Here is a 12,732-nt window from a genome sequence, read left to right on the forward strand (position 1 = left end):
TTGTCGTTTATGCGCTGCGGGCTTACGTTCCGGAGCAACATGTCGCAAGAGATTTTCGCATGAAATCAGCATTTCTTCCCGACCGGGGCGTGGTCAAGGTCGCGGGCGAGGATGCGCGCAACTTCCTCAACGGCCTCGTCACGACCGACCTCGACAGGCTCAAGCCGGGCCTGGGGCGATTCGGGGCGCTGCTGACGCCGCAGGGCAAGATCATCGTCGATTTCCTGATCACGGAGGTCCCGGCCGGCCATGGCGGCGGGTTCCTGATCGATTGCCCCAGAGCGCTGGCCGAGGGCCTCGCCACCAAGCTGAAATTCTACAAGCTGCGCGCCAAGGTCAGCGTGGAGAACCTCTCCGACGATCTCGGCGTGCTCGCGGCCTGGGGCGGCGCGCTCGCGGCCCAGCCCGACCTTGCCTTCGCCGATCCGCGCCATGGCGAGCTCGGCTACCGCATTCTGATCCCCGAGGATCTCAAGCAGAAGCTGTCCGACCTCATCGGCGCCGAGCTGGTCGATGCGGCCGCCTATGAGGCCCATCGCATCGCGCTCGGCGTGCCGCGTGGCGGGCTCGATTTCATGTACAGCGATGCGTTCCCGCACGAGACCAATATGGACCGCCTCGCCGGCGTCGACTTCGACAAGGGTTGCTATGTCGGCCAGGAGGTCGTCTCGCGCATGCAGCATCGCGGCACCGCGCGCACTCGCAGCGTCAAGGTGCTGCTCGACGGACCCTCGCCCGAGATTGGCGTTGCCATTCTCGCCGGCGACAAGCCGGTCGGCACCATTGGCTCCTCCGCCGAAGGCAAAGGCATCGCGCTGGTGCGCATCGACCGCGTCGCCGACGCGCTCGATGCCGGCCAGCCGCTCACGGCCGGCGGCCTTGCCTTAACGCTCGCCGAGCCTGAAGTCGTGCGCATTCCAGCCAAGCAGCCCACCGCATGAGCCGCGCCCCTCGCCTGCATCCCGACGGCCTGACCCGCTGCCCCTGGCCGGGCGAAGATCCGCTCTATGTCGCCTACCACGACACCGAATGGGGCGTGCCTGAGTATGACGACCGCGCACTCTACGAGAAGCTGATCCTCGATGGCTTTCAGGCCGGCCTGTCCTGGATCACGATCCTGCGCAAGCGCGACAATTTCCGCAAAGCCTTCGACGATTTCCAGCCCGAGAAGATCGCGCGCTACAATGCCAAGAAGGTGCACGCGCTGATGAACGATGCCGGCATCGTGCGCAACCGCGCCAAGATCGACGGCGCGATCCTGAGCGCGAAGTCCTATCTGGATATCATGGAGAAGGGGCCGGGCTTCTCGAAGCTGCTGTGGGACTTCATGGACGGAAGGCCCAAGGTCAACAACTTCAAGACCACGGCGAGCGTGCCGGCCTCGACGCCGCTGTCGGTACAGATCTCCAAGGAGCTGTCCTCGCGCAGCTTCAAGTTCGTCGGCCCGACGATCGTCTATGCCTTCATGCAGGCGACCGGCATGGTCAACGACCATCTCGTCGACTGCCATTGTCACGCAAGCTGCGGCAAGACGCAGCGCAAGCCGCGCCTCAAGGTCAAATGACGGCGAAGAAGTCGGCACGCGGCGCGGAGTCCCGCGCCTGGCAGCGCATGCTGTCGGGCCGGCGGCTCGATCTGCTCGATCCCTCGCCGCTCGACGTCGAGATCGCCGACATCGCCCATGGGCTGGCGCGCGTGGCGCGCTGGAACGGGCAGACCATTGGCGCGCACATCTTCTCGGTCGCACAGCATACGCTGCTGGTGGAGACCGTGATGCGGCACGAAACGCCGCGCGTCGACCAGCGCGTGCGGCTCGCAGCGCTGCTGCACGACGCGCCCGAATACGTGATCGGCGACATGATCTCACCGTTCAAGGCCGTGCTCGACGGCCACTACAAGGCGGTCGAGAAGCGCCTGCTCGGCGCCATCCACATCCGCTTCGGCCTGCCGCCGGTGCTGGCGGACGAGATCACGCAAGCCATCAAGGCGGCCGATCGCGGCGCAGCTTACCTCGAGGCAACCGAGCTTGCCGGCTTCAGCGACGCCGAGGCGAGGCGCCTGTTCGGCCGCGACCCCGGCCTGCCCGACAGCGTCCGGCGCGACTATCTCACGCCCTGGACGGCGGCGCGGGCCGAGAAGCAGTTCCTGGAGCGGTTTGCCGCGGTGTTCGCGTAGCATCATCCCTTCGTAGGGTGGGCAAAGCGAAGCGTGCCCACCAAACAAGGCGAGATGAGCGCAGTTGCGAAATGGTGGGCACGGCGCGATGCGCCTTTGCCCACCCTACGAGCGCTCGCTATAATCGCGGCAAAAAGGTCCGCCATGATCCACGTCTGTTCCCTTGCCGCGCTTCCCGAAACCGTCCGCCTCACCAAGGCCAGCCACGTGCTGACCGTGATGGCCAACGTCGAGCAGGTGGCGCGGCCGGTGTCGGTGCTGCCGGCCAACCATCTCAAGGTGTCGATGGACGACATCACCGAGGAGATGGACGGCTTTGTCGCCCCATCGGAGACGCATATCGACCAGGTGCTGAACTTCGTGCGCGGCTGGGACCGCAGCGCGCCGCTGGTGGTGCATTGCTACGCCGGAATCAGCCGCTCCACCGCGAGCGCCTTCGCCGCCGTCTGCGCCCTCAATCCGCATCGCGACGAGATCGAGATCGCGAGGAAGATCCGCGCGGCCTCGCCGATCGCATCGCCGAACCGGCGCATCGTCGGCCTCGCCGACCGCGCGCTGGGACGCGAGGGCCGCATGCTGCGCGCGCTCGACGAGATGGGCCCGGGCGCGATGATGGTCGAGGGCCGCCCCTTCGTGATCGAGCTCGAATGACAGCTCCGCCACATCGCAGATGCTTCCGCATCGTCATGGCCGGGCTTGTCCCGGCCATCCACGAGCTGTCTCGCGGCACGAAGAACGTGGATGCCCGGGACAAGCCCGGGCATGACGAGTTTGTGGCAACACTTGCGACATCAGCCGCATGAGCGAGACGCTGCTGACGCCGATCGAGATCGGCCTGACCGCTGCGATCGTCGCGATCGAGGACCATGAGCCGCTGATCCTCACCGCGCGCGGCAGCGACGGGCTGGCCGGCCTGCCGTTCGGCCCGTTCGATGCGCTGAGCCATCGGACCTTCGAGATCGGCCTGCGTGCCTGGGTCGAGGAACAGGCGGGCCTGCGGCTCGGCTATGTCGAGCAGCTCTACACGTTCGGCGACCGCGGCCGTCATGCGGAGGCAGGCGACACCGGCGCGCACATGGTGTCGATCGGCTATCTCGCACTCACCCGCGCCGTTGACGGCGAACTCGCAGCGACCGGAGCGAGCTTCGAGCCGTGGTATCGCTTCCTCCCCTGGGAGGACTGGCGCGAGGAGCCGCCCGCGATCATCGCCCGCGACATCATCCCGGCGCTGACGACGTGGGCGGAACAGGAGACGCCGGAGACGACGTGCGCATTGCCGCGCAGGGACCGCGTGCGGTTCTATTTCGGCCTCGACGGCGCGCCCTGGGACGAGGAGCGCGTGCTCGACCGCTACGAGCTGCTCTACGAGGCCGGGCTGATCGAGGAGGCGCGGCGCGATGGCCGCCCTGCGGCATTAGCGCGCAAGGCGCTTCCCGCACTCGGTACATCCATGCGGTTCGATCATCGCCGGATCCTCGCCACCGCGATCGCGCGGCTGCGCGCAAAACTGAAGTATCGTCCTGTGGTGTTTGAACTTTTGCCCGCCGAGTTCACACTCACCGAATTGCAGCATACGGTGGAGGCAATCTCCGGCCGGCACCTGCACAAGCAGAATTTCCGCCGGCTGGTCGAAACGGAAGCCCTGGTCGAACCGACCGGCGTGATGTCGACACAGACCGGCGGAAGGCCGGCGGCGCTCTACCGCTTCCGCCGCGACGTGCTCCAGGAGCGGCCCGCGCCGGGCTTGCGCATGCGCTCCCGGCGCTAGCTAGATACGACATTTGCGCGATCGGCCCCTGCCCGCCGGTTGCCTGGAGGCTTCATGTTCGACGGCCCGTTTGACGTCTTTGCGCTGATCATTGCGATCATCGCCTTCCTGATCGCGATCAAGGCCTCCAGCCAGGCGGCCGAGCTGCGCCGCCGGCTGAGCTCGCTCGAAGAGATGTTTTACGCGCAACGGCGGGTGCAGCCGCCGCCGCTGATGCCCGCACCGGTGCAGGCTGAAGCGCCCGCAACAACTCCGGCCGAGCCACCGCCGCTTGCGCCCGAAACCGAGGCGCCGCCGCCGCTCGTCACCGAAGCGGCTTCGCCGCCACCGCTCGAAGCGGACACCGGGGCCGATGCACCGCCACCGCTGCCTGCGCCGGCGCCCGGCTTCGAGGAACGGCTCGGCACCCGCTGGGTGGTGTGGATCGGCGGCCTTGCGCTCGCGCTCGGCGGCTTCTTCATGGTGCGCTATTCGATCGAGGCCGGCCTCGTCGGTCCGGGCGTGCGCGTGTTCCTCGGCGGCCTGTTCGCGCTGGCGCTGCTGGGCGCCGGCGAATGGTCGCGGCGCAAGGAGAGCATCTCCAACATCGCGGCGCTGCCGATCGCCAACATTCCCGCGATCCTCACCGCGGCCGGCACGGCCGTGGCGTTCGCGACCATCTATGCCGCCTACGCGCTCTACGGCTTCCTCGTACCCGCAACCGCCTTCGTGCTGCTCGGCCTCGTCGCGCTCGGTACGCTTGCCGCCGCACTGCTGCACGGGCCCGCGCTTGCAGGTCTCGGTGTTGTCGGTGCGTTCGTGACCCCGCTCCTCGTCTCCAGCGGCAAGCCGGACTATTGGGCGCTCTACATCTATCTTGCGATCGTCACCGCCGCGAGCTTCGGCCTTGCCCGCATCCGGCTGTGGCGCTGGCTTGCGGTGACCACCATCGCCTTCGCTGTGCTCTGGATCTTCCCGGGTCTGGACACCAACGACGTGCAGGTCGCGCCGCACGCCTTCCATGCAATCGCGGGATTCGTGCTGGCCGCGCTGCTCGTCGTCTGCGGCTTCATGTTCGGCCCGACGATCGAGGACGGCGAGATCGAGCCGGTGTCGTCGAGCGCGCTCGGCGCCTATCTGTTCGGTGCGATGCTGATCGTGCTGTCGAGCGCGCATGCGGATCTGGCGCTGATCGCGTTCACGCTTCTGGTCGGCGCGACGCTGTTCGTCGCCTGGCGCGCGCCGGCGGCGACCGGCGCGCTCGGCGCGGCTGCTGCAACCGTCTTCATCGTGTTCGCCGAGTGGGCGGTGCGCGCCAATCCGGACATGCTGGTGCTGCCGGGCGGCCCGATCTCCGGCATCGGACCGGCCGCGACCGACAGCTCCGTGACGCTGCATCTGGTGATGGCCGCGATCTTTGCCGCCGGCTTCGGCGTCGCCGGCTTCCTCGCCCAAGGCCGTTCCAGTTCGGCGATCATTCCGGTGGTGTGGTCGGCGACGGGTGTCGCCACGCCAATTGCGATCCTCGTTGCGCTCTATGCGCGCATTGCCCATCTCGATCGCTCGATCCCGTTCGCGATCCTCGCGGTGCTGCTTGCCGCGGCCTTTGGCGCCGCCACCGAAGCGCTGGCGCGCCGCGAAGATCGGCCGGGCGCTGCGACCTCCGTCGCGCTGTTCGCGACCGGCACGCTCGGCGCGCTGGCGCTGGCGCTGACCTTCGCGCTGGAGAAGGGCTGGCTCACCATCGCACTGGCGCTGATGTCGCTCGGCACCGCCTGGATCTCGCTGCAGCGCCCGATCCCGGTCCTGCGCCGGCTCGCGGCCATTTTCGCCGCGATCGTCACCGCGCGCATCGTCTACGATCCGCGCATCGTCGGCGATGCCGTCGGCACGACGCCCATCTTCAATTGGCTGTTGTGGGGCTACGGCCTGCCTGCGGCGTCGTTCTGGGCGGCGAGCATCTTCCTGCGCCGCCGCGGCGACGATGCGCCGCTGCGCATGGTGGAAGCCGCCGCGATCCTGTTCACTGCGCTGCTCGCCTTCATGGAGATCCGGCACTTTGCGACAGGCGGCCAGATGACGTCTGCGCCGTCGCTGCTCGAATGCGCGCTGCAAGCCTGCATCGCGTTCGCCATGGCGATCGGGCTGGAACGCCTGCGGCTGCGCAGCCGCAGCATCGTGCACAATGTCGGCGCGGTCGTGCTGACGGCGATCGGCGGGCTTATCAGCGTGTTCGGCCTGCTGATCCTGGAGAACCCGCTGCTGTGGCGCATCGACGTCGGCGGCGCCGTATTCAACCTGCTGCTGCTCGGCTATGCGCTGCCGGCCGTGCTGATGCTGTTGCTGTCCTATGCGGTGGTCGGCGAGCGCGGCAAGGCCTACGCCAACACCATCGCGGGCGGCGCACTCGTGTTCGCGCTCGCCTATGTCACGCTGGAGATCCGCCGCTTCTATCACGGCCCGATCCTGTCCAGCGGCGAGACGACGGGGGCCGAGCAATATAGCTATTCGATCGGCTGGCTCGCCTTCGGCGTGGTGCTGCTCGGCGTCGGCATCCTCGTCAACTCGGAGCGCGCGCGACTTGCGTCCGCCGCCGTCATCGCGCTGACGATCCTGAAGGCCTTTGTCATCGACATGTCGACGCTGACAGGCGTCTACCGCGCGCTGTCGTTCATGTGCCTCGGCGTCGTGCTGGTCGCGATCGGATGGCTCTACCAGCGCATCCTGTTCCGGCGGCAGGCCCCGCCGCCGGCTCCACAGACAGGCACGTAAAGCGTCGGGCGAGGTGCTTCACCTCTCCCCGGCGGGGAGAGGTGAACCACAAGCGGCGCGCCGCTTCTAGGCCGCGCGGACCGAATCCAGGAACTGCGCGACCTCGACCTTGAGGCGCGTGCTGTCGGTCGCCAGCGATTTCGCCGCCGACAGCACTTCGGTCGAGGCCTCGCCGGTCTCGATCGCACCGCGCTGCACGTCGGTGATGTTCGCCGAGACCTCCTGCGTGCCGACCGAGGCCTGCTGGACGTTGCGCGAGATCTCCTGCGTGGCCGCGCCCTGCTCCTCGACGGCGGCCGCAATCGCCGCAGACACTTCGGACAGCCGCTCGATGGTGCCGCCGATCTCCTGGATGGCGCTGACGGATTCCTGCGTTGCAGCCTGAATGCCCGAGACCTGCGCCCCGATCTCGCCGGTCGCCTTCGCGGTCTGCTCGGCCAATGCCTTGACCTCGGAAGCGACGACCGCGAAGCCGCGGCCGGCTTCGCCGGCACGCGCCGCCTCGATGGTCGCGTTCAGCGCCAGCAAATTGGTCTGGCCTGCGATGGTGTTGATGAGCTCGACGACGTCGCCGATGCGGGAGGCGGCCTGCGACAGCGCGTTGACGCGCTCGTTGGTCCGTGCCGCCTGCTCGACGGCTTCCGCGGCCATCCGCGCCGAATCCTGCACGCGGCGGCTGATCTCGGTGATGGAGGACGACAGCTCCTCCGAGGCGGAGGCCACGGCCTGGACGTTGGTGGAGGCTTCCTCGGAGGCTGCCGCGACGACGGTCGCGAGCTCCTGCCCGCGCCGCGCGGTGCTGGTCAGCGTCGATGCCGACGCCTCGAGCTCGGTCGAGGCCGAGGAGACGGTGCCGACGACTTCGCCGATCATGGCTTCGAACTTGCGGGTAATGGCATCGACACGGCGGCCGCGCTCGATCTTGGCTTCGGCGTCGGCCGCAGCAGCCTCGTCGGCGGCCCTCTTGGCGATCAGCGCTTCCTTGAAGATCTGGAGCGCATCCGCCATCGAGCCGATCTCGGTCTTCTCGCCGCGATGCGGCACCTCGGCCGAAAGGTCGCCCTCGCCGAGCGACTGCATCGGCTTGATGATCGAGGCAATGCCACGCGAGACGTCGCGCACCAGATAATAGGCGGCGCCGATCGCGATCACGACCGAAAGGACGATGATGCCGACCAGCACGCGGAAGATCATGGCGTAGCTGTCGGCGGCCTGCTTGGTTTCCAGCTCGGCGCCGCGGTTGTTGAGCTCGATGCCCTTCTGGAGCAGCGGGTCGGCCGCTTGCGCCATCTTCGCGACCTTGGTCTGCAACAGCTCATTGGCCTCGGTGGGGAAACGGCCGACGCTCTTGCGCGACAGCGCCATCACGTCCTGCACGCCGTTCAGATACTCGGCCCATGCCTTGGTCCACTGCTCGTAGAGCGAACGCTCTTCGGCGGCGGTGATCAGCGGTTCGTAGACCTTGCGGGTCTTCTCGATGCGCTCGCGCAGCGAGGCGAGGCGCTTCTCGGCTGCGTCCTTGCCTTCGGCGGTTTCCTGCATCAGGTGCAGACGGAGCGCGACGCGCAGCTCATTGATGTCGGCGCGAAGCGAGCCGAGCGCGCGCACGCTCGGCAGCCAGCTCTCCGCGATCTCGACCGTATGCGCATTGATGTTCTGCATGGTGCCGATCGCGGTCACGCCGACGCCGGCGAGTGACAGCACGAGGACCGACAGCACGGCCAGAAGCTTGAAGACGATCGACAACTTCGACATCACGACAAATCCCGATGATATCCAGCAACGCGCAAATCACCTGCGCCCCCATCGTCGCGACGGACGACAGGGCGGAAGTCAATTCATCAATGCTGGCTGGTTCTTATCCCGTGAGATTGCGCCTATAATTGCAAACAGGCGTTAACAGGAACCTACGTAAAATTACGGGACCGTCCGCGCCGTCGTTATTTTCCCTGCAACCATCTGTTGCGCCCGCACCGATATCTCGTGCTGCGACGCCGTTGATGCATCGCAACACCCGAGCGAGGCCGTCACGCCGCCCGCACCGACTCCAGGAAGCGCGCGACCTCGCCCTTCAGCCGGTTGCTCTCCTGCGACAGCGACTGCGCGGCCGAATGCACCTGCGCCGAGGCGGCCCCGGTCTCGCCGGCGCCGCGCTGGACGTCGCCGATATTCGCCGAGACTTCGCAGGTGCCCTGCGCCGCGTGCTGGATGTTGCGGGAGATCTCCTGCGTCGCGGCGCCCTGCTCCTCCACCGCGGCCGCGATGGTCGACGAGATCTCCGACATCCGCGCGATGGTGTCGCCGATCTCCTTGATCGCGCCGACGGAGTCCTCCGTCGCGGCCTGGATCGCACCGATGTGCTGGCCGATCTCGCCCGTGGCTTTCGCGGTCTGCTCGGCGAGCGCCTTCACTTCGGTTGCGACCACCGCGAAGCCCTTGCCGGCTTCGCCCGCCCGCGCCGCCTCGATCGTCGCGTTCAGCGCCAGCAGGTTGGTCTGGGCGGCGATGGTGTTGATCAGCTCGACCACATCGCCGATGCGGGAGGCCGCCTTCGTCAACTCGGCGACGCGCGCATTGGTGCGCTGGGCCTGCCCGACCGCCACGTCGGCGACGCGCGCCGATTCCTGCACCTGACGGCTGATCTCGGAGATCGAGGAGGTCATCTCCTCGCTCGCGGAGGACACCGACTGCACGTTGGCGGACGCCTCCTCCGATGCCGCCGCCACGGCGCTGGCAAGCCCGTTGCCGCGCTCGGCGGCCTGCGTCAGCGTGTTGGAGGACGCCTCGAGCTCGGTTGCCGCCGACGACACGGTCTCGATGATCTCGCCGACCGCGCCTTCGAACCTGTCGGCGAGCCGCTGCATGTCGGCCTTGCGCTGTTCGCGCCCGCGCGCGTCCGCTTCCGTCTGTTCGGCGCGCAGCCGCTCGGCCTCCGCCATGTTGGTCCTGAACACCTCGACCGCACCGGCCATCTCGCCGATTTCGTCCCTGCGCCCGACGCCGGGAACGGAAATCGACAGCTCGCCGCGCGCAAGCCGGGTCATCGCACCGATCATGGCACCGAGTGCCTTCGAGATCGAGCGTCCCAGCAGAAAGCCGACGGCGGCAAGCACGACGACGGTGACGCCGAAGGCGACGGCCATCCACAGACGCACGCCATCACGCGTTGCGACCTCTGTGGCCTCGGCCCGCTTGTACATGGCATCGACGGCGGTCCGCACCTCGACCATGACGGGCTCGACCTCGCGGAAGGTCTTCATCATGCTGGCATCCAGAGCCGCACTCTGCTGCGCGGTCTCGGCCCAGCCCGCGAACTCGGACTGGTACTTCTGGAGCTTGGCCGTGATGTCGGTCATGACAGCCGCAGGGATTGCGACGACCTCTATCGCCTTGGAGAATTCAACCGCGGCCTTCTTCACTTCGGCAATGTATTTCGGGTCGCGCCGCAGCATGAAATCCTTCTCGTGCCGGCGCATCATCAGCATCCAGGTCGTCGTCCGCGGATCGTCGATCTCCTTCAGCTTGGCCTCGATGTCGTGCACCGCACTGCGAAGCGAGCCGGACAGGCCGAGCGTCTCGTTCAGCCCGAGCCTGGTCTCGGCAGCCACCAGCGTCGCGAAGTCCGACGCGTAACGCTTGAAGCCGTCCTGGGCCTGCTTCATCCGGTCGGACAGCGCACTCATGCCGCCGGCCGCCATCAGCCGCTCCACCTCGTCGAAATCGCGGTTGATCGGCCCGATCTGCTCCGCATGGGCCTTGGCGTAGTTCTCGGTCCGGCGCTGCTGGAAGTTCTTCTCGTTGCGGCGGGCCTCCAGCATCTCGATCGAGAGCTGCTTGTTCAGATCGGCGATGGCACGTGCGCGGTTGGCAATGTCGCGGGATGCGTCCTGGGAGAGGCTGCCGATCTCGTAGATTGCGCCGAAGGCAACCAGACCGATGAGGCCGAAGAATCCGATCGCCATGACCTTGTGGGTAAGGCGAATGGAAATGCCGCTCATGAATGTGCTCCAACGATTGAGACGCAATACTTGGAGGGCGACTCAACGCCCGGAATATTGCGGGCATCATGACTGCGTCGCTTTTCCGGAAGGTTAACCCTGCGTATATCGGTCACCGCGTCGAAGTACGAACGCGCGCAACCGCCGCGCATTCGCGCGCGGCGGTTGCAAACAGGATCTGTTGAAGGGCGCCGCGCTCAGGCGGCGCGCACGGTGTCGAGGAACTTGCCGACCTCGAGCTTCAGGCGATTGCTGTCGCCGGACAACATCTGCGCAGCGGACAGCACTTGCGAGGACGCCGAACCGGTCTCGCTTGCACCGCGCTGCACGTCGGTGATGTTGGATGACACCTGATGGGTGCCCTGCGCCGCCTGCTGCACGTTGCGGGAGATCTCCTGCGTCGCGGCGCCCTGCTCCTCGACGGCGGCCGCGATGGTCGAGGAAATCTCCGACAGCTTCTCGATGGTGTCGCTGATGTCCCTGATCGCGCCGACCGAATGCTCGGTCGCGGTCTGGATGCTGGCGATCTGCTGGCCGATCTCGCCCGTCGCCTTCGCGGTCTGCTCCGCGAGCGCCTTGACCTCGGAGGCCACCACGGCGAAGCCGCGGCCGGCCTCACCTGCGCGCGCCGCCTCGATCGTGGCGTTGAGCGCCAGAAGGTTGGTCTGCCCGGCGATGGTGTTGATCAGTTCGACCACGTCGCCGATGCGCGTCGCGGCCCTGGACAGTTCGCTGACGCGCTCGGTCGTGGTGCGAGCCTGGCCGACGGCCTCGCCTGCCACACGCGCGGATTCCTGCACCTGCCGGCTGATCTCCGTAATTGAAGACGACAGTTCCTCCGTCGCCGATGCCACCGACTGCACGTTGGTTGAGGCTTCCTCCGAGGCTGCTGCAACCACGGTCGTGAGCTGTTGCGTGCGCTCGGCGGTCGAGGTCAGGGTCGTGGCGGACGCCTCGAGCTCGGTCGAGGCTGACGACACCGTGCCGACGATCTCGCCGACGGCACCTTCGAAGCTGTCGGCGAGCCTGTGCATCTCGGCCTTGCGCTGTTCGGCCGCGATCTGATCCTGCCGCATCTTGGCCTCCGCTTCCCCGCGCGCCTTCTGCTCGGACACGATCTTGAATTTCTCGACGGCACCGGCGACCTCGCCAACCTCGTCCTTGCGGCCGAGGCCCGGCAGCACCACGGAAAAGTCGCCGCCGGCGAGCTTCTCCATCGCTGCCGTGAGTGCGCGCATCGGCCGCGCGATGCTGAAGACGGAGAAGATGCAAGCGCCGATCAGGACCAGCGCGACCAGGACGCCGGTGACGAATGACGTCCGGGCAACCGACGCCGCCTCGGCTTCCGCCTCCGCGCGCGCCTCGACGCTCTTCTGCTTGGCGAAGTCGATGATCTGATTGGTCAGCTCGGAAATCTCTTCGTTGATCGGCGCCAGCGTCCCCTTGCGGATGCGGTCCACCTCGGCCACGAGCTTTGCCAGCTGCGCCGCCGCTTCGCCGTCCTTCTTCCCGTCGAGCGCAAGCTCCTGCTTGCGGATGCCTTCGATCTGTTGCTCGCCCTTGCTGAAATTGCCGATCAGCGTGGTCAGCCGATCGATCCGCTTGTGGTTTTCGGGCGAATGCGAGAGCCGCGCCATTTCGCCCGAGAATTTCAGGGCCGCCGTCTGCCGGTCGTTGAAATAGGTGACGGCCTTCTGCACCTCGGCCGGCGAGCTGGACGTCAGGATGTCGCGAATGCCGATCTGCATGCCGCGCACCGAGGCCTTCGCCTCCGCTGCGTTCTGCGCGATCGTCTGCTGTTGCGATGCCGCAGTGCCAAGCTTCTGAGCTTCGGTGCTGCCGCTCATCTGGAGGAAGATCATCAGCGCGACGAGCCCGATGGTCAGTGCCGAGGTGATGGCGAGCTTGGTGCCAATTCGCAGGTTCTGAATGAACATCATCAAACTATTCCCCGGGATACGTATTGCCGCGACGAAGCGCGTGAACATCCCGGAAAGGCTAACCGGCAGGTTGGTCATTAACGTTAAGCGGGGCCCTCGC

9 protein-coding genes are annotated in these 12,732 nt (G+C 67.0%); 6 read left to right on the top strand and 3 right to left on the bottom strand.

The window, feature by feature from the left end:
* Positions 1 to 59 precede the first annotated feature (59 nt).
* The 6 genes from ygfZ to BM118_RS22365 all read left to right on the top strand — a co-directional run bounded on the left by ygfZ (position 60) and on the right by BM118_RS22365 (position 6,694).
* Positions 60 to 941, top strand: a complete 882-nt coding sequence (ygfZ, locus tag BM118_RS22340) for a CAF17-like 4Fe-4S cluster assembly/insertion protein YgfZ (RefSeq protein WP_092187656.1) — start codon at positions 60 to 62, stop codon at positions 939 to 941.
* Positions 938 to 1,564, top strand: coding sequence for a DNA-3-methyladenine glycosylase I (locus BM118_RS22345; protein WP_092187657.1), 627 nt, complete (start codon positions 938 to 940; stop codon positions 1,562 to 1,564). The genes ygfZ and BM118_RS22345 overlap by 4 nt, the downstream gene beginning before the upstream one ends.
* Positions 1,561 to 2,175, top strand: coding sequence for a YfbR-like 5'-deoxynucleotidase (locus BM118_RS22350; RefSeq protein WP_092187658.1), 615 nt, complete (start codon positions 1,561 to 1,563; stop codon positions 2,173 to 2,175). The genes BM118_RS22345 and BM118_RS22350 overlap by 4 nt, the downstream gene beginning before the upstream one ends.
* A 144-nt stretch (positions 2,176 to 2,319) precedes the next feature.
* Positions 2,320 to 2,826 carry a tyrosine phosphatase family protein gene (locus BM118_RS22355; RefSeq protein WP_092187659.1) on the top strand — a complete coding sequence of 169 codons (507 nt, stop codon included), beginning with the start codon at positions 2,320 to 2,322 and terminating at the stop codon, positions 2,824 to 2,826.
* Between the two features lie 148 nt (positions 2,827 to 2,974).
* Positions 2,975 to 3,943 carry an NUDIX hydrolase gene (locus BM118_RS22360; RefSeq protein WP_177234569.1) on the top strand — a complete coding sequence of 323 codons (969 nt, stop codon included), beginning with the start codon at positions 2,975 to 2,977 and terminating at the stop codon, positions 3,941 to 3,943.
* Between the two features lie 54 nt (positions 3,944 to 3,997).
* A complete protein-coding gene (locus BM118_RS22365; protein WP_092187661.1) occupies positions 3,998 to 6,694 on the top strand; it encodes a DUF2339 domain-containing protein in 2,697 nt (898 codons plus the stop codon).
* Between the two features lie 66 nt (positions 6,695 to 6,760).
* On the opposite strand, the gene BM118_RS22370 is transcribed toward BM118_RS22365, so the two are convergent.
* The 3 genes from BM118_RS22370 to BM118_RS22380 form a co-directional block, all read right to left on the bottom strand.
* Positions 6,761 to 8,449, bottom strand: coding sequence for a methyl-accepting chemotaxis protein (locus BM118_RS22370; RefSeq protein WP_177234570.1), 1,689 nt, complete (start codon positions 8,447 to 8,449; stop codon positions 6,761 to 6,763).
* A 272-nt stretch (positions 8,450 to 8,721) separates the two neighbouring features.
* Positions 8,722 to 10,692, bottom strand: a complete 1,971-nt coding sequence (locus tag BM118_RS22375) for a methyl-accepting chemotaxis protein (RefSeq protein WP_092187663.1) — start codon at positions 10,690 to 10,692, stop codon at positions 8,722 to 8,724.
* Positions 10,693 to 10,889: 197 nt separating this feature from the next.
* Positions 10,890 to 12,632, bottom strand: a complete 1,743-nt coding sequence (locus tag BM118_RS22380; RefSeq protein ID WP_177234571.1) for a methyl-accepting chemotaxis protein — start codon at positions 12,630 to 12,632, stop codon at positions 10,890 to 10,892.
* Positions 12,633 to 12,732: the final 100 nt, after the last annotated feature.

This window comes from Bradyrhizobium sp. cf659 (assembly GCF_900113725.1).
Classification (GTDB): Bacteria; Pseudomonadota; Alphaproteobacteria; order Rhizobiales; family Xanthobacteraceae; genus Bradyrhizobium.